This window comes from Actinomyces ruminis, from assembly GCF_002154335.2.
Classification (GTDB): domain Bacteria; phylum Actinomycetota; class Actinomycetes; order Actinomycetales; family Actinomycetaceae; genus Actinomyces; species Actinomyces ruminis.
In genome coordinates this window covers 1-25,281 of sequence record NZ_MTPX02000044.1, presented here as the reverse complement: position 1 = coordinate 25,281, position 25,281 = coordinate 1, and the positions used below count along the sequence as shown (strand labels likewise).

The 25,281-nt window shown below is 64.9% G+C and carries 19 protein-coding genes and 3 pseudogenes; 1 reads left to right on the top strand and 21 read right to left on the bottom strand.

All coding sequences use genetic code 11. The features are described 5' to 3' along the window. Window positions 1–269: 269 nt before the first annotated feature. Window positions 270–1,820 (bottom strand): MinD/ParA family ATP-binding protein, encoded by a 1,551-nt coding sequence (locus tag BW737_RS09345; RefSeq protein WP_086615820.1) that lies wholly within the window; start codon window positions 1,818–1,820, stop codon window positions 270–272. A gap of 213 nt (window positions 1,821–2,033) precedes the next feature. Between BW737_RS09345 and BW737_RS09340 the strand changes: the two genes are divergently transcribed. Beyond that, window positions 2,034–2,672, top strand: coding sequence for a GA module-containing protein (locus BW737_RS09340; protein WP_086615819.1), 639 nt, complete (start codon window positions 2,034–2,036; stop codon window positions 2,670–2,672). A gap of 41 nt (window positions 2,673–2,713) precedes the next feature. Here BW737_RS09340 and BW737_RS09335 read toward each other — a convergent pair whose 3' ends face one another. From BW737_RS09335 to BW737_RS16945, 20 genes and pseudogenes are all read right to left on the bottom strand, one after another. Beyond that, entirely contained in the window at window positions 2,714–3,517 is an 804-nt protein-coding gene (locus tag BW737_RS09335) for a VirB6/TrbL-like conjugal transfer protein, CD1112 family (protein ID WP_180272166.1), read from the bottom strand. A 324-nt stretch (window positions 3,518–3,841) separates the two neighbouring features. After that, complete coding sequence (locus tag BW737_RS09330; protein WP_086615817.1) at window positions 3,842–4,405, bottom strand: hypothetical protein; 564 nt, start codon at window positions 4,403–4,405, stop codon at window positions 3,842–3,844. A gap of 15 nt (window positions 4,406–4,420) precedes the next feature. Beyond that, window positions 4,421–4,828: a hypothetical protein gene (locus tag BW737_RS09325; protein ID WP_086615816.1), complete on the bottom strand. Its 408-nt coding sequence runs from the start codon at window positions 4,826–4,828 to the stop codon at window positions 4,421–4,423. 234 nt (window positions 4,829–5,062) lie between these two features. Next, window positions 5,063–6,739 carry a CHAP domain-containing protein gene (locus BW737_RS09320; RefSeq protein ID WP_086615815.1) on the bottom strand — a complete coding sequence of 559 codons (1,677 nt, stop codon included), beginning with the start codon at window positions 6,737–6,739 and terminating at the stop codon, window positions 5,063–5,065. Between the two features lies 1 nt (window position 6,740). Then, window positions 6,741–9,497 (bottom strand): VirB4-like conjugal transfer ATPase, CD1110 family, encoded by a 2,757-nt coding sequence (locus BW737_RS09315; RefSeq protein WP_086615814.1) that lies wholly within the window; start codon window positions 9,495–9,497, stop codon window positions 6,741–6,743. 10 nt (window positions 9,498–9,507) lie between these two features. After that, window positions 9,508–9,720: a hypothetical protein gene (locus tag BW737_RS09310; RefSeq protein WP_086615813.1), complete on the bottom strand. Its 213-nt coding sequence runs from the start codon at window positions 9,718–9,720 to the stop codon at window positions 9,508–9,510. A 972-nt stretch (window positions 9,721–10,692) separates the two neighbouring features. Continuing rightward, entirely contained in the window at window positions 10,693–11,235 is a 543-nt protein-coding gene (locus BW737_RS09305) for a polymorphic toxin type 15 domain-containing protein (RefSeq protein ID WP_086615812.1), read from the bottom strand. Next, entirely contained in the window at window positions 11,235–12,089 is an 855-nt protein-coding gene (locus tag BW737_RS09300; protein WP_086615811.1) for a GAD-like domain-containing protein, read from the bottom strand. Before BW737_RS09300 ends, BW737_RS09305 begins: the two co-directional genes overlap by 1 nt. Further along, window positions 12,089–12,919, bottom strand: a complete 831-nt coding sequence (locus BW737_RS09295) for a GAD-like domain-containing protein (RefSeq protein ID WP_086615810.1) — start codon at window positions 12,917–12,919, stop codon at window positions 12,089–12,091. Before BW737_RS09295 ends, BW737_RS09300 begins: the two co-directional genes overlap by 1 nt. Window positions 12,920–13,030: 111 nt before the next feature. After that, window positions 13,031–14,131 (bottom strand): polymorphic toxin type 15 domain-containing protein, encoded by a 1,101-nt coding sequence (locus BW737_RS19975; protein WP_420835735.1) that lies wholly within the window; start codon window positions 14,129–14,131, stop codon window positions 13,031–13,033. A gap of 98 nt (window positions 14,132–14,229) precedes the next feature. Continuing rightward, window positions 14,230–14,961 (bottom strand): GAD-like domain-containing protein, encoded by a 732-nt coding sequence (locus BW737_RS09285; RefSeq protein ID WP_143233358.1) that lies wholly within the window; start codon window positions 14,959–14,961, stop codon window positions 14,230–14,232. Window positions 14,962–15,330: 369 nt separating this feature from the next. Continuing rightward, window positions 15,331–16,437 carry a polyprenyl synthetase family protein gene (locus BW737_RS09280; protein ID WP_086615807.1) on the bottom strand — a complete coding sequence of 369 codons (1,107 nt, stop codon included), beginning with the start codon at window positions 16,435–16,437 and terminating at the stop codon, window positions 15,331–15,333. Beyond that, entirely contained in the window at window positions 16,434–17,996 is a 1,563-nt protein-coding gene (nuoN, locus tag BW737_RS09275; protein WP_086615806.1) for an NADH-quinone oxidoreductase subunit NuoN, read from the bottom strand. Before nuoN ends, BW737_RS09280 begins: the two co-directional genes overlap by 4 nt. Then, a pseudogene (locus BW737_RS09270) lies at window positions 17,993–19,562 on the bottom strand (complex I subunit 4 family protein). The gene nuoN and the pseudogene BW737_RS09270 overlap by 4 nt, the downstream one beginning before the upstream one ends. Window positions 19,563–19,579: 17 nt before the next feature. After that, a pseudogene (gene nuoL, locus BW737_RS09265) lies at window positions 19,580–21,603 on the bottom strand (NADH-quinone oxidoreductase subunit L). Window positions 21,604–21,618: 15 nt separating this feature from the next. Continuing rightward, window positions 21,619–21,924, bottom strand: a complete 306-nt coding sequence (gene nuoK / locus BW737_RS09260) for an NADH-quinone oxidoreductase subunit NuoK (RefSeq protein ID WP_086615805.1) — start codon at window positions 21,922–21,924, stop codon at window positions 21,619–21,621. Next, window positions 21,921–22,898 (bottom strand): NADH-quinone oxidoreductase subunit J, encoded by a 978-nt coding sequence (locus BW737_RS09255; protein WP_086615804.1) that lies wholly within the window; start codon window positions 22,896–22,898, stop codon window positions 21,921–21,923. The genes nuoK and BW737_RS09255 overlap by 4 nt, the downstream gene beginning before the upstream one ends. Continuing rightward, window positions 22,895–23,599: an NADH-quinone oxidoreductase subunit NuoI gene (nuoI, locus tag BW737_RS09250; protein ID WP_086615803.1), complete on the bottom strand. Its 705-nt coding sequence runs from the start codon at window positions 23,597–23,599 to the stop codon at window positions 22,895–22,897. The genes BW737_RS09255 and nuoI overlap by 4 nt, the downstream gene beginning before the upstream one ends. Beyond that, window positions 23,592–25,018: pseudogene (gene nuoH / locus BW737_RS09245) on the bottom strand (NADH-quinone oxidoreductase subunit NuoH). Before nuoH ends, nuoI begins: the two are co-directional and overlap by 8 nt. A 20-nt stretch (window positions 25,019–25,038) precedes the next feature. Beyond that, window positions 25,039–25,281, bottom strand: a 243-nt coding sequence (locus tag BW737_RS16945; protein WP_218961883.1) for a hypothetical protein, incomplete at its 5' end; no start/stop codon positions are given.

Below are 25,281 nucleotides of genomic sequence, written 5' to 3'. Positions count from 1 at the left end.
CTGCCGATCACTGTCAATCAGCGCCAGAACCCCAGCCGCGCGCTCCCGCAGATACTCGACCGTGAACCGCCGCGAATTCCTCACCCACGACAGATCCTCGGGCACCACCCTCGAGCCAGTCACGCCCTCGGGCTGTTGACCCGCTACCTGGTCACTCACAACCGTCCTCCTGACTCAAGCATGCTCAACAGCCCCGAAGAGCATCACCGTGACTTTACCGTAACCAGCCCACGTCAGACAACCAAAGGACAACGAATCAATCCTCGATATCAGAGCCCCCGCGCAACAGCGGCTGCGGCGTGCAGCCAGGCTGCACGCGTCGCGGGAGCAAGCTTGTCTGAACGCAACCACTGCTCGCGCATCGCGGCGTCATATGGAACCGTGACCACCTCTCGCGCCGTAGCGGCGAAGCCATCCACTAGGGCGGAAGCCCGCCGCTCCTCCTTGTCCGCCTGGGAAACCACTACCACAGAGTTTCGAGCAAGCGCCGCGCCGCGCTCATCGCGTGCCGCCAGCCCCTCCAGCAGAAGCCGTCCTGCCTCAGCGTGGTCTGCGCGCGTCGTCGTCGCCACAACTATCTGGTCCGCGTGGGACACGATCCGCAGCCAGAGTTCGTCACCCTCATCGTTGCCAGTATCCCAGACGATCAGCCTGTAGTAGCGCGTGAGGACCCGCTGAATGCCATCCAACTGACTTGGGGTCAGCTTCTGCTCCGTAGACAGCAGCAGCGGATTGGAGCGAAGCACATCGAACTGGTCGACGGTCTGGTGATGCGTGAAAGCCGCTACATCCCCGTTGCGCGCGGAGGGATCCATGAGCCTGTCGATCTCCGGCACCATGTCGAGGATCGTGGCGGTGTGCGGTCCCTGCTCCGTACGCCAACCCAGAGTTCCACGAGTGACGTTACCGTCTGCCGCAACCACCGAGCCTGAGCCCAGTCGGGCGAAGAAGCCCGCGAGCAGGATCGACGTCGGGGTCTTACCCGCCCCGCCCTTACCATTCAGGACCGCGATCGTGCGCGGGCCGGGCCAATGCTGAGCCACCGTGCGCTCGTCGAGCCACTGTTGACGTTCGGAGTCGGTTGCCTGCATCTTTAGCCCCAGGCGAGCCGCTACCGCTCTCAGTCCAGTTGGGCGGGGACCACTTGCCGCAGTCGAGGACAGGAACGACGGCGCCGCCGACTGGGGAGGAACCGGCTGCTGGTACTCCGGCACAGGCGGCCCAACCGGTTGCGTGTACTGGGGCTGGGCGTACGACGGCGTTGTCGGCCCGATCGGATGAGAATGCTGGACCGGCGTATACGGCGACGGACCCACCTGATTCCCAGCAGCCTCGACGCGCTCATTGGGAAGCACCTGTCCCGCGGGCTCAGGCTGACTGAAGCCGCCGCCGGGTATCTGTCCGTAGCCGACCGTCTCCTGGATCGCCGGCTCGGCCGAGGGCTGGACATGCCCGTACCCCTGCGGCGACGGCCCCGGATCCGCCGGTTGCTCGTCGAGCGGATATGTGTCGGATTCCGCTGGATCCGCCGAGTCACCGGAAGTCGCCACTCGCACCACCTCTGCTGAATCAGCGGACCGAGGAACCATGGGCGCCGGGATTGCCGCCAGTGAGCCGTCAGGCGAGACCAGAAGCTCACTGCGCCCGCTGGCGTCGAAGGCCACGACCTGTAGCGCACGGCCCTCCTGCCGTGCGCGGGCGACAGCCCGTCCCAGAAGTAGGGAGCGCAACTCATGAATCGTCTCTGCCTCAACCCACTCGGTGCCACGGTCGTCCTCGTAGCTGCCCGAGCCGTCCGAGCGGACCGTCACCGTAACCATCAGCTCTCCACCTTCCAAACGCCATGTACACGACTACAGGGGTACGGCACGCCAACGGCCCGGGAACCGCGCTCGCCGTTGCGCCGTAAACGCTTCATCGACTGCCGTCGACACCGACGACTCTACCAGCCGAGTCGGCATCCAAACGGCAACACAGTTGTATCTGCACGTATACACAGCTAGTATCGGCCCTGCAACGGAAGGTGGAAACAAATGAGGAAACTCCCTGCACTCCTGTCTCTCGCGGCCGGCGCCGCGCTCGCCCTCTCGGCCTGTGGCGGGCAGAGCGTCGAAGAGGCTCGCGCCGATGCTTACGCGAGCATCCAGGCGATGGACGGTCTCTCGAGGTCCCAGATCGACGAATACGAGGCCCAGCTGAACACCGCCGCTGACACCGCCGCAATTGACAACATCGTGGCCAACGCCCAGAGCGCCAGCGATGAGAAACTCGCAGCCGACGTTCGAGCCACCGCCGCCGCCAGTGCTTCCGCGAGCGCTTCGGCCGCAGCTGAGGCGCTGAAGGATGAACTCAGGGACGTCACCCTGGTTGGCACAAGCCCGGGATGCGAGGGCAAGACTCTGTACATGGAGAGTGGTTATGACTCATTCGAAGGAGACGGGCGCGACCAGGAGTGCCTTCGCATCCACGATGGCATGCTGCATGTAACCATCAGCGCCGCAGACAGTCACCTCGTTGCAGAGGGCCCGGTGGGAGGAAAAGTTGATTATTCCATTGAGAAAGACGGAGACACCTACACCTTCACCCTAGTATCCACCAGCACGGACACCTACGGGTCCGAGGGGTCTCACACCTTCGTCGTTGACCACTCCGCATCAAGCTCGGACGAATAATCACCTCGCCGCGACTAACCTCACCTCGCGGGTAGGGGACGTCACTGGCCGACCACCGCTTTGGCAATCCGCCCGCTGGCCCCTACCAGTATCATCAGCGTTATCGGCGCCAGCAGTAAGTTCACGTAGTTGCCTACAATCCACGAGCTCAGGGACTGATCGTCAGCCAGCCCCGAGATATCACTGACCTCGGTAAGAGCTGCATACAGTTTTACCGCGAGCATGAGCGTGGCGCCTTGGAAGCCGACGGACGCGTAGCGCTGTAGATAGCCCACCCCCATGGACTTTGTATCGGGGTGCCCGAGCAGGGCGATCGGCAGCGAGGCGAAGGCGCTGAGCGCGTAAAGTTCCGCGAAGCGGAAGATCACCATCACCTGAACCACCAGTTTGGCAGCCAGAGCTATCAGGAACGGGATGATCAGCAGCATCAGCACGCCCGCCTTGTCCACGTTACCGGCATTGGATATTTCGTCGGCCACGCCTTCCGGCAAACTACCCGCAGAGGGCGCATCAACCGCCCCCAGGCCGGTGATAATCGCCGAGGACACCTCGTTGATCGCATCGAGGATCATCGTGGAGTTCTGCGCTGCGATAATGAGGAGCGCGGACTTGAACATCGTTCCCGCTATGATTTTGACGCCCATCTGCTGATCGCCCTCGATATGCGTAGCGTTACGGGCCAGCTCCAGCACCAGAATAATCGCGATCACCACCGAGGACACCGGTACCACTGCAGAGGCGTGCAGGTTGGTCACCAGATCATATGCGGTGGTATTGTAGTCGCTTAAGCTCTTTTGCAGCTCACCGAGTTTCGCTGTATCGAATCCGAAGAGGGCACTGAGCATGTCCTTAATTAGGTCATCCATTATCTTCTCACCCCGCCGTCGGTGTCGATGTAGCAGATTCTGTTGTAGGAGCGGATGGAGCATCCGTTTGTACAATCGGCGGGAATCCCGTAGCCGTCGAAGTGGGCACAGAAGACTCATCCGTCGGCGTCGGACGCACGGCGGGCACCCCGGACGGCACCGCCGGAGCATCGGTCGCGGCAGGGGCACGGCCCGCCACCACGCCCAGTGTGAGCAGAGTCAGCAACTCGACGACCGCCAGGACGACGATTGCGCCCATCGGCGCCGGTCTCATCATCCATGCGGAAATCCCTGAGCCTCGCTTCACCGACAGCTCCGCGACTCGTTCCCGACCTCCGCCGGTTCCGCGAGCGCCGAAGAGTAATCCGCGGCGGGTGCCGCCTTGCGAGGTGCAGCAGGTACGGACGCCGAGGCTTGTGACATGGGCGCCGCGGCGAGCCACGCACCCATGCCGCCGCTGCCTTCATCCTCTTGCACATAAGCGGTAGGAGCGGAGACGTCGTCCGCACGATCAGGCCCACTCTCCTCAAATGCAGCGTCACCTGTGACGCCGGAGTCATCCTCAGCGCCGTCGCCCTCCGGTGCCCCACCGCTGCCGTCCGGCGAGATGGTACGACGCACGCGGGGCAAACCGACCGACGGCAACCGCAGCCCGCGCCGCTGCGGCGTGGGCTCCTCTTCTGGCTCCGGGGGAGGCGCGACGGCACGTACATCCTCCTCGGCGAGCGCAGCCACCGCCCAGTCTGACAGCGCCCGATAGGCAGCCGGATGATCCACGATCTGGTCGAGCAGATCCGGGTCACGATGCTCCGCGTCCGCGGCAATCAGCCACAGCTGTCGGGCAGTCAAGTTCGAGTCCAGTCTCATATCGCTTCCTCTCGTCTACAAGTCCGGCCACTGCACGCCGGTCGCCTGCGCCTGTCCCTCTGTAACTGCTATCTCGACCACCCACAGCCGCGTTCCCGGCGAAGCGACCTCGGTGCCGTCGTCGTGAGGTATGTGCACCGTGTAATCCACCATCACGCCTATAGCTATCGTCGTGCCGTCGTTGCTGGACACCGTTGGCTCACCCGTCGACTCCACCGTGACCGAGGCGCCGTCCACCCCTCCGTATAGGTCATCCCAACCGGCCGCCTGCCCGGCAACCTCTTGCGAAAGCACCTCTTCGAGCCGTGCCGTCCGTTCGGCCTGAGTCTCCTCCTGATTCCACTGCACGACCGACGCTACGACACGCTGTGCGAGCTCCTGTTGAGCGGACGTCGGTTGGAACACCTCGGTGTAGGCATCCATCTGCGACGCCGTCGCCGTGCGTGAAGCAGTAGGGCCGGACTCCGATAATGTTGTTGAGTGCTCCTGCGGCACTACGGCGGGCGAAGGCACCACTGTTGCCTCCGAGTGCACCTGCGTGCCCCGACGATTGCCAGACCACACGATGAATGCGATCAATGCGCATATAATCGCCAGTAGTCCGACGCCCGCGATGATCAATCTCCTTTGTTCACGAGTCACGTGCTGTCGCTTCCGTCAGTACCAGTGCGGACTACGCGAGTTCCACATCATCAGCGCCTTGCACGGCGAGCCATAGTCCGCGCGATCCCTGATGTAGTCGAGACCCCATCTGATCTGCGTCGCGGGATTCGTTCTCCAGTCGGTACCCGCCGCGGCCATCTTATCAGCGGGAAGCGCCTGCGGAATGCCGTAGGCCCCCGACGACGCGTTCTCCGCCTGATAGTTCCAACCTGATTCATTATTCCACAGCTGAACCAGGCAGGCGAACTCGTCGTCGTTATTCCATCCGTAATCCTTCAGCATCGACTTCGCGGTCTTCTGCGCATCTCCCGCACTGGTTCCACTCTCCGCATAAGTCACGTTCGAGACCGTCTTCACGCCGTCCACGGTAATCACCTTCACCTTGGAGTCCGGATTGTGCTTGATTACCATCTCGCCGGACTCCACCAGCGATGCCACCTGGTCACTGGTATACGACATCTGGAAGTAATTCCCGTTACCATAGTTCTCGGTAACCATGTCACCATTATCGGAAACCTGGCCGACGTAAGCGACATGACCGTACTGCGCGTGCCACATGCCTCCCTGGCTCCCCGCCGCAAAGGACACAATGTCTCCGGGACTGGGCTTCTTCACCGTTTCCCATCCGGGCAGCGCCGAAGGTGCCCCCCACTCGAAACCGTTGCCACCGTCCGGCGTCGTATTCGCCTTCGTGTAGGTCCACGGCTCCGTCGTGTCACCAGCATCCCGGTTCACGCGCCATATTGCGAAGTCCGTACAATTGCCGAAGTAATAGTTCGTCGCATAGTTGACGGTATTGAACGGCCGATCGGCGTAGGGATAGTCGTCTCCCATTCCTACTGCAACCGTACCGGCAACTCCGCCACCTTCGGGATTGTCAGCCTCGTCACCCGAAATCCACGAGGGCAGGAAGGAAGAGATGATCGAGAGCACCAGAATCAGCACCGTGCACAACACGAACACGGCGACCAACACCGCGGAAAGCTTCGCCGTCACGAGCGCAATGATCTTCGAGATGATAGCCGAGGCTCCACGCGCCACGGCATTGGCGGCACGACGAGCCATCCGGGCCTGCACGGTCTTACCTGGAGCCAGCTGCTTGTATACAGTTCTCTTCGCCCTCCAGTGTTTGAACAACCCGCCCTTCCCCGCGGCGACTCGAGCAGTCAACTGGTTCATCCGCCCGGTCGTAGGCTGCCCGAGTTTCTTCAGCATCGCGTCGCGAACCGGCGTGCGCACGCTTGCACCGACCTTCTTGCCGACAAAGTTGCCGGCCGCCTTCGGCACACCGATCGTCGCCGAGCGCAGGGCACCGGTCGCAGTTCCTTCAGCAGCCCCACCTTGACTGTCGGCTAGGCTCGAGCCGTCGCCCGCGGCAGCGGCAACCGCCTGATCCGCCAACGCGCCACCGCCAGCCTTCCCCACACGCCAAGCACCCTTGGCGCCCACCCTGCCCGTCTTCAAGGCAAGCCGGCCAGTTGCCTTACCGGCGTTTCCAGCCCGCTCAACCATAGCCCTGGTTGCGGACGCCGCCGAGCCACCCACACCTGTCGCACAGGCACTTGAATCCAAAGCACGCGAGGCACGCGCGTCAACGGAAACCCTGCTGAACTTGCCTTCAGTCAGCGCTTGTTGGTCAGTGTTTCTGAACTTCAAGTCGGGAGTGGCCATGTCACGCCGCCTCGCCGAATTTGGTTGTATACAGCTTATACAGCTTGGTATCCGTGGCAATGCGCGAATCGAAGGGAACCATTGAAACGCCCATCTTGAGCAGTCCACATCCGGGCGCAACGTTCTGGAAGTAGCTACGATGCTTGTCCGACCAGTGAAACAGTTCCTGAAGGGTCGCCGCATCCGTGGCAGTCTGATTCAGCAGCACCAGCGTGTCGGAATTCGCCAGCATCAAACGTGCCCGCTCGCTCATCAGCAGCTCTTCTATGTTCTGTGTGAGCCCCGTTGGCATGAGCCCGTACTTGCGGGCACGCTTGTAGATCATTTGACAGTAGGCGCCAGCGTAGTCGTTTGAGAACAGAAGATGGAACTCATCCATGTACAGCCATGTCCGCCTTCCTCTTGCCCGGTTCGCCTGCACCTGAGCCCAGATCTGCTCCAGCACCACCAGCATGCCGAAAGTCTTCATGTCCGAGCCAAGCTGCGAAATGTCGTATATAAGCACCCGGTTGGAAGTGTCCACGTTGGTCTGTTGCGAGAAGCCGTTGAACGATCCTGCGGCGTACAGCTCTAATGCGGTAGCCACGCTGTGCGCCTCCTCCTCCGGTTGAGTCCGCAGCTCTTCAAACAGGGTGCCGAGCGTCGGCGGCTCAGCCCTCTTATCCTGTAGAAAGCGCCCATAGATGCGCGTGACACAACGATCGATGATTGAACGCTGGGGCGCCGTTAGGCCATTAGCGCCGCCAATGAGCACCTCACATAATGAGAGTATGAACTCCGCCTTCAACTTGATCGGACTGCCATCCTCGGTATTAACCCCGCGTTCCATATGAAGGGGATTGATACATGCCGAAGATCCCGCACTGATCTCAACCGTTGTGGCCCCCATGGCCTCACCCAGAGGGGCATATTCACGTTCGGGATCCACTATGATGATGTCGTCGTCGGTGCCGAGAAACGTCTGAAACGCCTCCCCCTTGCCGAACTGGGACTTTCCGGAGCCGGTGGTCCCCAGAATGAAGGCATTACCGTTCATCGTCGCACTACGAGACCCGACGACTAGGTTTTTGCTTATCGCGTTGACGCCGTAGTACCTTCCTCCCGCGTCGAGCAGTTCCTGGGTTGTGAAGGGCACCATGACCGCGACCGTGGCGGTCGTAAGTGTCCGGTATATGGGAAGCCTGCACACCCCTAGGGGCAGCACCGCGTTCAGGCCATCCTCCTGCATCCAACGAAGCGTTTCGAAGGTGCACGATTGCTTTCGGCCCGCAACTCTGACCTGTTCGACAGCCTCGGACAGCGCCTCCCGCGTAGCGCCGGCGACACCGACGACTATGGTCGTGCTGAACAGCTTCTCATTAGACGACTCCAGTTGTTCACGCAACTCGATCGCTTCGTCGCGCGACGCGACCAGCTCATGCGGAATCGACTCCTCACCGTTACCCTGCTTACGTGCCTTTCTCAGTTCATTGGCGCGTTGCATGTCCATTTCGGCGATCTGCCGCTTCACCAGATCGAGGCCCTCGGCGTGATCCAACGGGCGGAAGTGCACGGATATCGCCAGCTCATTGTTGATCTCGCTGAGTTCCTTCATCAGCCGATCCGAGAGCCAGGAGGGGAGCTCGCGCAGCACAAGCACTTGGTAGTAGGAGTCCTCCTCATTCACGAAGGTCACCGAATCGGCGCTCGCACCGAAGTCGATCGCCCACGGCGCAACATAGTCCTTCGTGGTCAGGGTTGAGCCCACCAGGTCCGAGTAGGTGAACCGGAAGGGTTCTCCAGGGCGCAGGATCTCGTGTAATACGCGTACACGCTCCTCGCCCGACACTCGCTCCGCTCGGCATCCTCCGACGGCACGGAGCTGGGCCGTGGCCTCGGTCGCGATTCTTGCAAGGGTGGTGGTGGCATGCTCGAAGTCATCGGCCTCAACCGTGATGGTGAGGTACTTGTCGGTCATCGTGTTGTTGCGTCCACCGGCAAGGCGCGCATTGATTATATCATTGTATTCCCACCTATAATCATCCTTGCCATCGCCATGAGGGGCGAACGACACGGCACGGGAGAGCGTGGCCCTGTCGACCCGCCGATTCAGGACGGTCAGTTGAACACTCTGCCCGGCGTCGAAAGAGTTGATGAACTGGGCATACTGCTCAACCAGGACCTGCTGCTCGTCCTCCGGAGCCAGTTGGTAATCGATATCGGCCAGCTTCAGCGTCACCGAATAACGACCGTCTCCCAACACACATATTCCGGTGTCCGTCAGTGCCTGGTACTGAAGCACTTGCTGGGACGTGTTCCGTTTGCGCCGCGGAACATCTTTCGCCTTCCGCCTGCGCCGGGTACGTTTATTGCTGTCAGAACTGTTCGAGTTCAAGCTTTCTGACTGCGCTTCGTTTTTGCTTCTTTTGGTTGCGAATAGCATTTGCCGACCTTTCCGCCTCAATCTCTGGGGACAGCTCGAATCCTGTGCATAGAGTCTGCGCTGCGGTTCCCATTTGTACCGCCACAGGTAGTGGGCGTAGCGTTCGAAGGGCAGACCCTTTGGCCGTATCCATCCGAACGCCACGAACGGCATGGTCAGTAATGCGGCCAGCCACGATCCCAGATCCCCTTGACCGGCCCAAATACAGGCACCGTAGGTACCGCCAACGAGCACAAGCCCAAGCGCGGCGCACGCCATCTGGCGCCAGGACATACCCAGCATCACCTTGGACTGGTACGCCGTTATCTCCCGGTATACCTTGATCTCCAGCGCCATGCGCGATGCCCTACTGAATCACGTTGCTAAACAACTGTGCTGCTGCGACGATGAGTCCGCCGCCGACCGCCTGCCATACACCGGACTGGATCTGCGGCCCTTGGTGATCGCGCAGGCCGCCAGCCAGGGTGATTACGCCCCAGACGGTCCACAGGCCGCCTCCAATCGTGGCGAACCTGACGAACAGGTCCAGCGCGCTGCTAAGCATTGTGGTTCCATCCATGTTGTAGCTCCAGTGTGATGTGCGTGAAGATGCCTATTGAGCGTTATCGATCCGACCTGAGTGCGAAAACAGACGGGCAGGGTCAGTAACGACGCAGCCGGGTGGCGAGCGCTGATGTCAGGTTACACGATCGTATCGAGACGTCAACGTGACGAACCGGCTCCCGGGCGCCGCAGCATGGGTAGTTATCCCCGTTGTGTGCCCAATGTCATTGGGTTGTGACGCCGAGGCCTGGAGGTGGTTCCGCGGCTACCGCCTGAGGACCGCAGCAGCAACGGGGACTTCGTCGTCCGCCAGTGGATCGGCAACCGGCGTGTCTCTCCATCGGCACCTCTGTCAGGCTCGGATCGGGCACCGAGCTCCGGTTTCAGACCTGCCCAGGACAGTCCCGAACGATCCGGCGACTGGATGATCACCGGTGGGATCCGACGACTGGATGATCATCGGTGGTGCGTGCGCTGTGTCAGTGGTCCTCTGTTCATAGCGAGTGCCGGTGCCGATGGCCGCGGTTCGGCTCGGCAACCCGAGACACCGGGGGCGTGCGTTCCTTTGCCCCACGATCGATGTCTTTGATGACGTCCGCCTTGGACTTCTTGCCCCTCTCGCCACGCACACGAGCGCTTCTGCTCCTTTCTCTCCCCGATGACACAGCGCCCTCACTTAACCGCACCACACCGGCAGAACCCACAGGGCCTTTGCCGCCGGGTATGTTCCGGATACGCTCCGCATCAGTCACCACCCGCTCCGGAGGCGCACGCCCACCGGCCACGGCCCCATCATCGTTCCGACCCGAAACCCGCCGACCAACCCGCGGATCGGGCATCGCAAATGGCAATGGCGGATGCGGCTGTCGAGCACGCAGCCGCCCGACCTCGCCACGCCGATTGGTCAACACCACCTGAAAACTCAACGGCAAATGCCCCTGACCAGCAGCGATCTGCCGCTCGGCGGCGGCATCAATCACTGCCGCATTTAACCGGTTCTGCGCCCCCAGGGAGGAATTGACCCCCCTGTCCCCCGGAACCGGCATGCCCGTTGCATCCCGAGCGGCTCATCCTTACCACCCAACTCCTGATCAGGATTGTGCAGAATCGCCACCTGACGCATGGCCTTACGAGCCCAAACTTGAGCGTCGGTTTTGAACATACCGAGATTGTCTTTGCCATACATCTCGAGTCTCTTAAAAAGGTCTCTACGTGCCTGCCGTGTGGCTTTTTCTCCCTGTCTGCCCTGTTGTTTGAACAGGTCACGGGCGGCCATGTAGTCCTTGGCGGGCATCTGCGACAGGACCTGGTATTGGCCGTCGAGTTGGAACTCGTACTCCGCACCCTTGACCTGCAGGTCGCGACTGCGCCCGTTGTGATAGACGGTACGCACCATGATCCGCTCGTCGCCGGCCGGAGTTGAAGGATACTCCCTGGCCACCGCGCCAGGATCCTCCGCTCCCAACGCATGCAAGAAGCCGTGCTCATCCGGCAGAGCCACAGGCCCTGCGTCCGCGCCGCCGTTCGCCATTATGACTCCCCCGTCTGGTCGATCGGTGAGGCGTCCGGGTCCGCGCCGATAATCGGGGCGACCTGTTCCCAGTTGGCGTCCACGGGGTCGCTGATGGTGATATCACCCTGCTGTGCTTGCAGGGTCAAATAGGAGTAGGCGTCGACGACACGTAGATTGTCCACACTGATTGCCCCACCCATCACGGGCGGAAGCACGAACCCATACACCTGACCGGCATCCACCGGCCCCAGACGCTCAAGCGCCTGCGCCGGCAACGGTTTCCCGTCGTCACCCTCAGGCTCCTCAGCATAGTTGAATGCTTTTCCCCCGAACATGACGCGTCCGGCACGCTCACGGGCCCCTGTCTGGTCACGCGTGTAATGGGTTAGCCGATTGAACGCGATCTTGTTGTAAATGGGGTCAATCTGGAGACAGTCTCCGGAATCTTCCCCCCATAGGAACATATACCCCATGGCATTGCGTGCCAGGCAGTACCAGGTGTCGGTGATGGGAAGTCGATCCTCCACCGGGCTCAACCACTCCTGCACCACCGGCGCCCACACGATCGGGTCGGTGATCCAGAATACCCCGTCACCGAACCCATCAAATCCCAGACGGCGCCAGATATACAGAATCGAACGCGGCAGGATATCTGCGAACCGCTCGAAGTACTCCTCCGGCACCGGGGAAGCCACCCCCATCGGTCTCAAATCCATGTCCTCAGGAGCGATCAAATCCTGCTGAATACGCGCCTCCGTCAACGCATCCTGCTCCACCGGATCAGACGGCTCCGACACCGGCGTCAAATCCCACAGGTCCGCCGGATCGGTCTCTTCCTCCCCAGAACCAATGTGCTGAGCGCCGTCGTCCACTATGAGTTTCCTTTCTGCGCCGTCGGGGCCAGATCCGGGTCCGCGCCGATAATCGGGGCGACCTGTCCCCAGCTGGCGCCCACGGGGTCACTGATGGTGATGTCACCCTGCTGTGCCTGCAGGGTCAAATAGGAGAAGGCGTCAACAATACGCAGATTGTCCACACTGATCGACCCACCCATCACAGGCGGAAGCACAAACCCATACACCTGACCGGCATCCACCGGCCCCAAACGCCCAAGCGCCTGCGCCGGCAACGGTTTCCCGTCGTCACCCTCAGGCTCCTCAACACTCCAGTCCGCACCGCTAGTGAAAACTGTGCGTCCTTGTCTCTCGCGCACCGTTGGGTCGTTGAAGGAGCGTATGGCTAGCTGGTCAATGACGACACGGGTATAGGTGGGGTCGATCTCGATGCTGTGGCCGGTGTTCTCACCCCAAAGGAATAGATTGCCCATGGCCGAGCGGCTCAAGCAGTGGAAGGTGTCGGTGATGGGAAGCCGATCCCCCACCGAGTCCAACCACTCCTGCACCACCGGCGCCCACACGATGGGATCAGTGATCCAGAACAGGCCGTCACCGAACCCCTCAAACCCGAACCGCCGCCACACCCGCAGAACCGAACGCGGCAGGATATCTGCGAACCGCTCGAAGTACTCCTCCGGCACCGGGGAAGCCACCCCCATCGGCGCCAGACCGGCCCCCTCGGACCCCAGCAGATCCCGGTCGATGACCTCATCAGTCAACGCATCCTGCTCCACCGGATCAGACGGCTCCGACACCGGCGTCAAATCCCAAACACCCTCCGAGGCTCCTCCACCGTCGTCATTCATGCCGACCCTCCCTCTGGCGACAACCAAACCGTGACCTTGACAACACTAGCGTCAACACTCGCAACACGCCATGCTCCCGGCACAGCACCCGAGGAAGCACCACCAACGACTTCACAAGCTTCGACCGCTATCGCGTCTATTGGGCCTAGAACGAGCGCCTGCTCCACGTGTCTCCTGGGCATCCCGCCTGATCCGCGTCGCCCCGCGTTCAATTGCAGCCCTGACGTCAGCCGGGGTGAACCCACGAGCCGCCCCGGTCCCCGAAGGAGGTCCGCACAACGCAGTGGATGTCAACGACGGCCGCAACACCGACCGCCCCCGCGAGATCCCGTTGCCAACTACCCGAGACAGATCTGTACGATCTAACGGGCGGGTAGCCGATGGAACCGGCTTCGCAGACGACACGTCTTCACCAGTCGACCGGGACGGTTCAGACCGCCCCGCCTGCACAAGCGCTGACGACTGCCAGGGCTTACGGTGCTTCTTGATATCGGCGGCAATCTTCGCCGGAGTCCACGGCGGCGCCCTAGGACTGGTCGCCCGCATCTGTTCCGACGAACGGGGCTCAAGTGGTACCCGTCCACACCGCAAGTTACGAGCCAGCTCCGGGTCGTCGGTCAACACCGCACGCACCAGAATCCGTACCTGCCCACGCCGCTCAACTGGAATCGTCTCAACAGCCGCCTCCAAAGCCTTCGCCAGTGGAAGCCCCTGTCGGCCGATAGACGAATTCACCCGGCCATGTCCCAACGATAAGTATCCCCCCGGGACCGTCTTGCCGGGCTGCGACGGCCCATAGGTCAACTGATCAGACTCATGCAGCATCACCAAAGCGTCATTAATCTTCGCAACTTCCTTCTTAGCTTTCTCCTCGTTGAAGCCATGTTCATGGATCAGCTCAACGGTGACCTTGTCCAGGAAGCGTTTACATTCCTTCTTGGTGGCGTCTGACATCGGCTGCCGACCCTGTGCCCGATAGGTGCGGATGCCCTCCAGCAGCTTGTCCGCTGAAAGAAGCGAAAGTGCACACAGCTGCCGATCGAGTTGACGCGTGAACTCCTGCGGCAGCGCCCTGGTACCCTCTCCGTGGCCAGTGTGGAAGAACACCACCACCGGGGAGGTGGAGTGCCAAGCCAACGGACTGTCGGGCGCCGCCGCCAGCCCCTCCCAGACCAGCACATCCCGCCCACCCGCACGACCCGGCGTGAACATATCCGAAGGCACCAACCCCCGAGCCGCGGCACTACCCCCGGAAGAACCCACAGAACCTCCTCGACTCGCAGGCCCCGGATTGACAGAATCCGCAGACATCAGGATTCAGCCCCCGAGCCACCTAACTCGCCATCGGCGTGGGCATCGTCTGCGGCGATACCCGCCGCAGCCCCCGCAGCAGCGCCCGAGAAGTCCTCCGCCAGAACATGCTCCTGCGCCTGCGCCAGAAACACTAGATGAGCCACCGCATCTTCAATACCCACTTGATCCACACTCGCCCTACCGGTGAAGCAGTACGCCGGCGTCAAGCCATAGACCTGATCCTCATCCACCACTCCCAGATGCTCAACCGCCCAGTCCACCAACAGCACACCCTTCTCATCATCCTCCAAGGTGTCCTCCAGTGGATATGTCAGGGTGGTGCAGCCCATGCGCTCACGCATCACCCGATCAGCCATCCTGCCCGCATTGCCCGCATCGGGACGCAACCAACCCAAATCCGGCTCAACAGTAAGTGCGGGACCGGAGATCTCGCCCCAAAGCTGCATGGTCCCCATCGCGCTGCGGGCCAGGCACCACCACCGCTGCTGCGGAAACGGGATAGGAGCGGTCTCAATCCAGGCATCCACCACCGGCCGCCACCGCAGCGGATCAGTGAACCACCACCGCCCCTGTCCGAACCCCTCAAACCCGAACCGCCGCCACAGCTGCAACACCGAAGAAGGCAACACGCCTTCGAACAGTTCTAAATGCTGGTCGGTTACTGGCCGTCCCACCCCCATCGGTGACCAACCCCTATACGCCAACGCATCGTCAATCCTCGCATCCACCCACTCCGGGGACGCATGCAACCACGCCTCACGCCGAGCCTTATCATCCACACACCGACCCTAACGTCGCCTTCTCCGTATCACAAGCCAATCACGACCCCAGAGCGGATCACATGCAGCCCAGGTGCCCTGGGCAGCGAGGAGGACGGCATCGACCGTGAGCCTCAGGCTCTGCTGGTATCGGAAGCGGGCGCGGGCTACTTCTACGGCCGAGGCGGAGCATGTACCTTCCACACGGCCACCGCATGGCGGGACTGACCCCTGACGCCGCGTTGCTTCTACCGGTTTTGGTGCGTCACATACGCCGGTCTCGGTGAAGCGGTGAGGGAGTAGGGCGAGACCGTACGCGGCGGGACGGACCCGGATTGGTCAGGCGGCGCGGTCTACCAGCAGATGGGCGAACTGCACCATGCCGTCGCGCACCAGTGCTACCCGCTCCCGCGCACCGGTCAGGGCGGCCGCGCGCGCGGTCCCGCTCATGCCGGTGGTGTCCAGGCGGTCCCTTGCACCGGCCAGCGCGGCCTCCTCCAGGCCGTCCAGCACCGCAATCGCCTCATTTGCCCAAGCGGTCGCCATCTCGCGGGTGCGGGCCAGCACCGGGTGCACCCGCAGCTGGGCAACGACGTCGGCCAGGACCACGTCATCGGACAGGTCGGCACCCGACAGGGTGGCCAGGATCGACTGCCCGGCGGCGTCCAGCTCACCGGCCGCAAGCGCCTGGCGCAGTAGCAGCACCGGCATGGTGTCCACCCCCTCCCGCAGGTCGGTGCCGGGCGTCTTCCCGGTGGTCGCGGAGTCGCTGGTCAGGTCGATGCAGTCGTCAGCCAGCTGGAAGGCGACCCCGATCTTCTCCCCGAAGGCCTCCACGATCGCCTCGGTCCTCTCCCCTGCCTGGGAGAGCATGGCGCCGTAGCGCGCGGACACCGCGATCAGTGAACCGGTCTTGTCCGCCAGCACCTGCAGATAGTGCTCCACCGGATCGGTGCCTGCGGGACGTGGCAGGGTCTCGTGCAGCTGCCCCATGCACAGCCGCTCGAAGGTCTTGGCGTGGGCCAGCACCGCCTGCGGCCCCAACGCCGCCACCAGCTGGGAGGCACGGGCCACCAGCACGTCGCCGGCAAGGATGGCGGCGGAGTTGCCCCATACGGTCTGCGCGCTCGGGGCGCCGCGCCGCAACGGGGCCTCGTCCATGACATCGTCGTGATAGAGGGTGGCGATGTGGGTCAGTTCGACGGCGACGCCGGCGTCCCGCACCAGTTCGCCGGTGGCCAGCTCCGGATCACCCAGTTGGGCGGTCAGCAACGTCAGCACCGGACGCAGCCGCTTCCCTCCCGCCGCCGCCAGGTGGGAGGTCGGCGGATTAATGGTCGCGTCAGCACTGCTGACGACCTCGAGCAGGCGCGTCTCGACGGCGTCCAGGGCCGGGATGATCCGGTCTTCTAGCTGCGGCAGCTGGAGGGGCAGCGTTCCTATCACGGCAAGAGCATAGCGGCGTCTGCCAGCGCACCAACCACGGCCTGCGGCAGCACGCCGATCAGGATGGTGGCGGCGGCCGCCAGACCGATCGTGAGCGCGGCCGGGCCCATCGAGCCGACCACAACCACCCGGTCGCCCTCCGGCTCCCGGAAGAACATGAGCACGATCAACCGCATGTAGAAGAAGGCCGTAGCCACGGAACTGATGACGGCGACGACCACCAGCCAGGTCGCCCCACCGATGATGCCGGCAACGAACACCTCGAACTTGGCCATGAATCCGGCGGTCAGCGGGATCCCGGCGAAGGACAGCAGAAACACGGTCATGGCGCCGGCCAGCCAGGGGCTGCGGCGGCCCAGGCCGGTGAAGGCCTCCAGATCGTTGGCCTCGGCACCGGGGGCGCCGTCGTGGCCGGTGCGCACCAGGCCGACGATGCCGAAAGCGCCGACGGTGGCGATGCCGTAGGTGAGCGCGTACAGCAGCAGGGCGCTGACACCCGCCCCATTCCAGGCGATGATGCCGATGAGCATGTAGCCGGCGTGGGCGATGGCCGAGTAGGCCAGCATGCGCTTGACGTCGGTCTGGATCACGCCGACGACGGTGCCCACCACCATGGTCAGGATGGCGACGGTCCACAGGAACGGGGCCAGATCCCAGCCCAGGGCACCGCCGACCACGTAGTAGAAGCGCACCAGGGCGAGAAAGGCGGTGGCCTTGACGCCAGCCGCCATGAAGCCGGTCACCGGGGTGGGCGCTCCCTGGTAGACGTCCGGGCTCCAGGCATGGAACGGTGCGGCCGCCGTCTTGAACAGCAGGCCGATGGTGACCAGGACGACGCCGGCCAGCGCCAGCCAGTCCATGCCGGCCACTCCCCCGCCGCCGATGGCGGTGGCGATGTGACTGTAGGCCACAGAGCCGGACACGCCGTACAGGAAGGCGGCGCCCATGAGCAGGAAGGCGGAGGCGAAGACCCCCAGCACGAAGTACTTCAGCGCCGCCTCCTGGCTCAGCAGGCGGCGGTGGCGGGCCATGGCCGCCATGATGTACAGGGGCAGCGACACCAGCTCCAGGCTGACCAGCAGCGTGATCATGTCGTCCGCCAGCGGGAAGAGCATCATGCCGCCCAGGGAGAACAGGGTCAGCGGGAACATCTCGGTGGCGATCCAGCCGGCGTGGAGGGACTCGGCCTCCTCGGCGCTGCCGGGACGGTCGGCGGCCTGGGCGGCGAAGGCGCCGTCGTCGGCGGTGGTGCGATCCGCCATGACCAGAACGGCCAGCAGACCAATGACCAGCAGAATACCCTGGGCGGCCACCCCGAAGGGGTCCTCGGCGATGCCGGTGGCCAGCTCCCGGCCGGTGCCGGCGGAGACGATGGACCAGCGGCCCGCCAGGGCGACGGCGGAGGCGAGAATGGCCAGCAGGCTCAGTAGGGCCTGGACGGCCGGGCGGACGCTGCGGGGCACGAATGCCTCCACGAGGACGCCGATGACGCCTCCGCCCAGAATGATCAATACCGGGGTGAGGCCGGCCCATTCGATGACCGGGGCGGTGAAGCTCACTTGGTGTTCCCTTCTGCGATCACGATGGCGACGGCGGGGTCGGCCGGGGCGGTGGGCACGGTGGTCAGAGCGGCGGTCTCGCCGGAGGTCTCCAGCGCGGTGGTGACCTGGCCGGCGACCTCCTCGAAGGCGTCTGTCAGCGGTGCGGGCGCCAGGCCGACGGCGAGCATGGCGGCGATCACCGGGATCAGGACCAGCTTCTCGCGCCCGTCCAGATCGGCGCTGCCACCCGCTCACGGGCGGGGGCGCCGGTGAACACCCTCTGGTAGGGCAGCAGCACGTACACCGCGGCGATGATGACCCCGAGCACGGCGACGACGCCGAGCGGCACCGACTCCGAGAAGGTGCCTGTCAGCACCATCCACTCCGGTACGAAGCCGCTCAGGCCCGGCAGGGCTATGGCGGCCAGACCGGAGATCAGGAAGGTGCCGGCAATCAGCGGCATGACCCGCTGTATGCCGCCGAGCTCGCTGATGACCACGGTGCCGGTGCGGCGGGCGAGGAAGCCGGTGACCAGGTACAGACCGGCGATCGACAGCCCGTGGGCGACCATGTACACCATGGCGCCGGTGGCGGCGACCTGGTTGCCGATGAACAGCCCCAGCACCATGAAGCCGAAGTGGCTGATGGAGGTGTATGAGATCAGCCGGTACAGGTTGTCCTGGGCGATCGCGGCCAGGCCGCCGTAGATGATGCCGACGACGGCAAGTACCAGGATCACGGGGGCGGCCCAGGCGGACTCGCGCGGGAACAGGGGCAGCACCAGGGCGGCCATGCCGTAGGTGCCGATCTTGTCCAGCACGCCGATCAGCAGCACGGAGGTGCCCGGGGTGGCCTGCTCAGCGGTGTCCGGCAGCCAGGTGTGCACCGGCACCATCGGAGCCTTGATGGCGAAGGCGACGAAGAAGGACGCGAAGATCCAACGGCCGACCGTGGTGGAGGCGGCGATCTGGCCGGCGAGGTTCTCAACCAGGTAGGCGCCCTCGCCGCGCGGCCCGTACACGTACAGGGCCACCACGCCGACCAGCATGATCAGCCACCGGCCAGGGAGTACAGCAGGAACTTCAGGGCGGCCCGGCGCCGGCGCGGCCCGCCGAAGCAGCCGATCAGGAAGTACACCGGCACCAGCATGGCCTCGAAGCAGATGTAGAACAGGAAGACATCGCGGGCGGCGAAGATGACCACCACGAAGGCCTCCAGCACCAGCACCAGACCGCTGAACAGACCCTGGCGGTCGGCGGGGATCTCGCCCCAGCTGGCCAACAGCACCAGCGGCACCAGGAAGACGGTCAGCAGTTCCAGCGCCAGGCCGAGGCCGTTGACGCCCAGTGCCCAGGACACGCCCAGGAACGGGATCCAGGAGTGGGTCTCGGTCAGCTGGGTGGTACCGGCCTGGGAGGCGTCGAAGACGGCGAGGGTCCAGATGCCCACGCCGAGGGTGGCCAGGGCGAACAACAGGCCGATGACCCGCCCCTGGCGGCGCAGCGGCGGCACCAGCCACAGCAGCAGTGCCCCGGCCAGCGGGACAATGGCCATGGTGGTCAGTACGGGGAACGTTGCATTCATGGGCTTGTCGTGTCCTCTCAGAACCTGCCGGCCAGGACGGCGATGAGTGCGAGCACCGTTCCGCCGAGCATGTAGCCGGCGTAGGAGCGGACGTAGCCGGACTCGGTGCGGGCGGTCAGACGGCCCAGCGCCGCAGTGCCCTTGGCGAGTCCCTCGACGGCACCGTCGACGACGTAGTGGTCCGTGGCCCCCGCCGCCAGGACGAGTCCCTGGCCGGGGCGCATGGCGACCGCCTCGTTGATGGTGTCCTGATACATGTCGTGGCGGGCGGCCTCCACTACCACGTTGGAGCGCTGCACCACCGTGGGCACGTCTCGGCGCACGTACATGGCCCAGGCGACGACGACGCCGACGATCACCAGGCGAGAGTAGCCACCATGATGACGGCGGCCGGGAGAACCGGCTCGCCGTGTGCGGCCGCCTGCCCAGTGACCGGCTCCAGCCAGGTGACGAAGGTGTCCCCGATGCTCAGCGCCCAGCCCAGGCCGAGGGAGAAGACCGACAGGACGATCAGCGGCACGGTCATCAGCCAGCCGGACTCGTGGGGGTGGACCTCGCCCTCGATGTCCTTGGCGGTGGTCCAGCGGGGGGTGCCGTGGAAGATCATGAAGAACAGCCGCGACATGTAGAAGGCGGTCAGCCCGGCCCCCAGCAGGGCGATCGTGCCCAGGATCCAGGGGCGGGCGCCGTCGCCGACGAAGGCGGCCTCGATGATCCTGTCCTTGGACCAGAACCCGGAGAAGGGCGGGATGCCGAGGATGGCGAGCCAGCCAATGCCCATGGTGATCCAGGTGATCTTCATGGCGCGGCGCAGGCCGCCGAAGCGGCGCATATCGACCTGGTCGCTCATGGCGTGCATGACGCTGCCGGCACCGAGGAACAGCTGCGCCTTGAAGAAGCCGTGAGTGAGCAGGTGGAAGATGGCGAAGGCATAGCCGATCGGCCCGAGGCCGGCGCCGAGCATCATGTAGCCGATCTGGCTCATGGTGGAGGCGGCCAGCACCTTCTTCATGTCGTCCTTGGCGCAGCCGATGATGGCTCCCAGCACCAGGGTGATGGCGCCGACGACGGCGACGGCCAGCTGGGCGTCGGGGGCGCCCTCGAAGACGGCCCCTGAGCGGACGATCAGGTAGACGCCGGCGGTGACCATGGTGGCGGCGTGAATGAGCGCGGACACCGGGGTGGGGCCGGCCATGGCGTCACCGAGCCAGGCCTGCAGCGGGAACTGGGCGGACTTACCGCAGGCGGCCAGCAGCAGGAAGAAGCCGATGGCGGTCAGCCAGGCGGTGGAGACGGCCCCCTCCTGGGCGGCGGGCAGCACCGTGTCATAGGCGACCGAGCCGACCTGGGCGATGCAGGCCATCATGGCCAGCAGCAGGCCGACGTCGCCGATGCGGTTCATGACGAAGGCCTTCTTGGCGGCGGCCGCGTTCTCCCGGCTGGTGAACTGCTCCGCCTGGGGCGCGTCGGCGTCGGCGGTGTTCCAGAAGCCGATGAGCAGGTAGGACGCCAGGCCCACGCCCTCCCAGCCGATGAACAGGGCGATATAGGAGTCGCCGAGCACCAGGGTGAGCATGGCGGCGATGAAGAAGTTCAGGTAGGCGAAGAAGCGGCGGCGGTCCCGATCGTGGGACATATAGGCCACCGAGTAGACGTGGATGAGGAAGCCGACACAGGTCACCAGCGCCACGAAGGTCAGGGACAGCGGATCCAGGCGCAGGCCCAGGCGCACGTCCAGGTCGCCGGCGCCGAACCAGCGCCACAGCTCCACACCCACGACCCGCTCGGCGGCGGGCAGGCCCAGGACCTGGGCGAGGATGACCAGGCCGAGGCAGGCGCTGAAGGCGGAGGCGAGCACGCCCAGCCAGTGGCCCCAGGCGTCGGCGGCCCGGCCGGCCAGCAGCAGCAGCGCGGCCGAGAGAGCCGGGACGGCGATCAGCAGCCAGGCCAGGGCGGCAGCGCCGGTGGCCGGAGCGGCGGCGCCGACCACGGATTGGGCCGCGAGCAGCCCGGTGGAGAGCGCGAGAGGGGATGCGGTCATGGTCTCGGCTCCTTCTCAGTTCTTGAGCAGGTTCAAGTCGTCAACGGACGTGGACCTGCGGCTGCGGAATATGGATACGACGATGCTGAGCCCGACGACGGTCTCGGCCGCGGCCACGACGATGGCGAAGAAGGCGAACACCTGGCCGGTCAGGTCCCCATACATGCGGGAGAAGGTGACCATGACGAGGTTGACGGCGTTGAGCATGAGCTCCACACCCATCAGCTGGATGATCGCATTACGCCGCAGCAGCACGGTCAGAGCGCCGAGGGTGAACAGCACCCCGGCGAGCACGACGTAGGCGGTGACGGGGACGCTCACTGGTGCTCCTCCTCGGTTTCTTCTGCGGATGCTTCACCGGAGGTGGCCGCGGCCTCGGACGGCGCCGGCGCGGCCGCCGGAGCTACCGGTTGGGCGACGACGGGAGCGGGAGCGCCGGGCATGGCCGGCATGCCGGAGCGGCCGACGGTGGCGTCCTCCCGCTGGATGATCCGGCCGGCGCGCTGAGCGTCGCCCATCTCCGGGGACACGTCGGACAGCTCCAGCGCCTGGCCGCGTACACGCAACACCCGGGAGACGGAGTCCTCCAGGGCCTGGCCGGAAGCGGACAGTGCCGGGGCGGCGGCCGTGTTGGTGGCGGCGTAGACCCCGGACATGGGCTTCTGGCCGGGGTGGGCGCCGGTGGCGGCGTAGGCCCGCATCTTGGCGTCGACGCGGTCGCGCTGGGACCGGCGGGGACGGACCCGCTGCCGGTGGGTGAGGGTCAGTGCCCCGACCGCGGCGGTTATCAGCAGGATGCCGGTCAGCTCCATGGTGACCACGTGGTCACCGAACAGGACTGCGGCGAGCGACTGCGGGCTGGCGGCGTCGCCGGCTTCCAGGCCGGTGGCGGTGGGGAAGGTGGTGCGCCATACGACGGCGGCGATCACGGCGATCAGGCCGATGCCGAACAGGGCCAGCAGCCACTTGGTGGCGGCGGAGTGGGCGGCCACGGGCTCGTCACCGCCCACGCCGACCAGCATGATGACGAACAGCACCAGTGTCATCACGGCGCCGGTGTAGACGACCACCTGGATGATGCCGAGGAATGGGGCCTCGTTGGCGATGTACAGCACCGCCAGGCAGATCATGATCAGGATCATGCTGACGGCGGCGTTCACGGCGCGCTTGGCGGTGAGCAGGATGAGTCCGCAGGCGACCATGATGACGGCGACGACGGCGAACAGGATCGTCTCGCCCCCCGACAGGGTGCCGTCCGCGGTGAGGGTCGCGGGCAGGGCGGTCATGGGATTCATGAGTGCACCGTCTCCTTCTGGGCCGTCGCGGGTGCGGGGACCGGCCGGGCGGACGCGAGTGTGGGGTCTTCGGGGCGGTTCTCGCGCACCCAGTCGACCTGATCCTGGGTGGGGCCGGTGATGGCGCCGCGGTAGTAGTCGCCGTCCTCGGTGCCCTCGACCATGGGGTGGGGCGCGGCCAGGGCGCCGTCGGGGACGGGGGCCAGCAGGTCCTGCTTCTCGTAGATCAGACCGGACCGGGTGGGGCCGACCAGCTCGTCGATCTCGTGCGTCATGGTCAGCGCGCGCGTGGGGCAGGCCTCGATGCACAGGCCGCAGAAGATGCAGCGCAGGTAGTTGATCTGGTAGACGCGCCCGTAGCGTTCACCGGGCGAGTACTGCGCCTCGGGGGTGTTGGAGGCGGCCTCCACGTAGATGGCGTCGGCGGGACAGGCCCAGGCGCACAGCTCGCAGCCGACGCACTTCTCCAGGCCGTCGTCGTACCGGTTGAGCTGGTGCCGCCCGTGGTAGCGAGGCATGAGCACCGGCTTCTCGAAGGGGTACTGCTCGGTGACCGTGGGCCTGAACATGGAGGACAGCGTCACCCCGTAGCCGGCGACGGGGGCGAACACGCGTCCCAGGGCGCTGGGCTCGTCGCGCAGCCACTGGTCGTGATCGGTGCCCTCCCGACCCTGGGGTGCCTGGGGCGTTGGGTCAGTCATCGGTTCCCTCCTGAGCGGTGACATCGGAGTCGGTGGCCGTCTGGGTGAGGCCCGCGGTCAGTGACACGTCGCTGGCGTCGTCGCGCACCGGTGCGGTGGCCCGGCGGGCGCGCGGGGACGGGGGCAGCTGCTGGCCGGGCAGCGGCGGGACCGGGAAGCCGCCGGCGAAGGCGTCCAACTCCTCGCCCGGGACGGTGATGTCCCCTGTCGCCGCGGCGGTGGTCGGCTCTTCCTCTTCCTCGCCTTCGGGCAGGACCAGCAGAATGATCATGGCCACCAGGAAGATGGCGGCCAGCACGAGCAGCAGCCCCTGGGTGGAGCCGCCGGAGAAGGCCCGGTAGCCCTGGACGATGGCCACCAGCACGAACCACACCAGGGCCACGGGGATGAGGAACTTCCAGCCGAACTTCATGAAGTGGTCGTAGCGGATGCGCACCAGGGTTCCGCGCGTCCAGATCATGAAGAACATGACGCACCAGACCTTGATGATGAACCACAGCATCGGCCACCAGCCGGAGTTGGCGCCGGCCCAGAAACTGCCCAGGATGAAGGAGCGCCAGCCGCCGAGGAACAGGGTGGTGCACACGGCGGAGACGTTGAACATGTTGATGTACTCGCCCAGGTAGTACCAGGCGAACTTCATCGAGGAGTACTCCACCATGTGGCCGGCGACGAGCTCGCCCTCCGCCTCGGGCAGGTCGAAGGGCAGGCGGTTGACCTCACCGACCATGGAGACCACGTAGATGAGGAAGCTCGGGACCATGGCCACGCACCACCACAGGCGCTCCTGCGCGCCGACGATGCCGGAGGTGGACATGGTGCCGGAGGCGAGGAAGACCGTCAGGATCGACAGGCTCATGCTCAGCTCGTAGGAGATGACCTGCGCGGCCGAGCGGACGGAGCCGAACAGCGGGTAGGTGGAGTGGGTGGACCAGCCACCGAGGATGATGCCGTACACGCCGAATCCGGTGACGGCCAGCACGTACAGCACGGAGACGGGGAAGTCCGTCAGCTGCAGCGGCGTGGAGTGGCCGAACATGCTCACCTGCGGCCCGAAGGGGATGACCGCGTAGATCATGAAGGCGCTGAAGGCGGCGATGACCGGGCCCAGGATGTAGATGAGGCTCTCGGCCCCCTTGAGCCAGAAGTCCTCCTTCATGATGAGCTTGGCGGCGTCGGCGATCAGCTGTGGCAGGCCGAGCGGGCCGTTGACGTTGGGGCCGGGGCGGGTCTGCATGCGCCCCAGCACGCGCCGCTCCGCCAGATGGCGAGGATGACGCTGAGGATCAGGAAGACCATGATGAACACGGCCTTGATGAGGGTCAGCCACCAGGTCTCCTCGGTGAAGTCTGCGACGACGCCGCCCCCCTGCGCGGACAGGGCGGCCGGCAGCCCGGCCGCTGCCGGGATGCGCGAGATGCTGGCAATTCCGATCGGGTTCACTGGGCCACCTCCGGGCTGTCCGCAGTGGTGAGTGAGAGGGAGACGTGGGCGCCGTGGCCGACGCCGAGGCTCTGACGGACCGTGGATCCGGGCGAGCACTCCGGCAGCCAGACGGTTCCGTCGGGGACGTTGCCGACGGCGGCGGCAGCGTGATGGTGCCGGCCGGGCCGGTCACGTCGACGCGCTCGCCGCCGGCCAGGTGCAGGCGGGCGGCCAGGTCGGCGCGACGCGGGCGACGG

Coding starts and splice junctions, on each gene's coding strand:
- BW737_RS09345 (WP_086615820.1), bottom strand. CDS start 1,820: ATGGTTACGGTGACGGTCCGCTCGGACGGCTCGGGCAGCTACGAGGAC.
- BW737_RS09340 (WP_086615819.1), top strand. CDS start 2,034: ATGAGGAAACTCCCTGCACTCCTGTCTCTCGCGGCCGGCGCCGCGCTC.
- BW737_RS09335 (WP_180272166.1), bottom strand. CDS start 3,517: ATGCTCAGTGCCCTCTTCGGATTCGATACAGCGAAACTCGGTGAGCTG.
- BW737_RS09330 (WP_086615817.1), bottom strand. CDS start 4,405: ATGAGACTGGACTCGAACTTGACTGCCCGACAGCTGTGGCTGATTGCC.
- BW737_RS09325 (WP_086615816.1), bottom strand. CDS start 4,828: ATGGATGCCTACACCGAGGTGTTCCAACCGACGTCCGCTCAACAGGAG.
- BW737_RS09320 (WP_086615815.1), bottom strand. CDS start 6,739: ATGGCCACTCCCGACTTGAAGTTCAGAAACACTGACCAACAAGCGCTG.
- BW737_RS09315 (WP_086615814.1), bottom strand. CDS start 9,497: ATGGCGCTGGAGATCAAGGTATACCGGGAGATAACGGCGTACCAGTCC.
- BW737_RS09310 (WP_086615813.1), bottom strand. CDS start 9,720: ATGGATGGAACCACAATGCTTAGCAGCGCGCTGGACCTGTTCGTCAGG.
- BW737_RS09305 (WP_086615812.1), bottom strand. CDS start 11,235: ATGGCGAACGGCGGCGCGGACGCAGGGCCTGTGGCTCTGCCGGATGAG.
- BW737_RS09295 (WP_086615810.1), bottom strand. CDS start 12,919: ATGAATGACGACGGTGGAGGAGCCTCGGAGGGTGTTTGGGATTTGACG.
- BW737_RS19975 (WP_420835735.1), bottom strand. CDS start 14,131: ATGTTCACGCCGGGTCGTGCGGGTGGGCGGGATGTGCTGGTCTGGGAG.
- BW737_RS09255 (WP_086615804.1), bottom strand. CDS start 22,898: ATGAATCCCATGACCGCCCTGCCCGCGACCCTCACCGCGGACGGCACC.
- nuoI (WP_086615803.1), bottom strand. CDS start 23,599: ATGACTGACCCAACGCCCCAGGCACCCCAGGGTCGGGAGGGCACCGAT.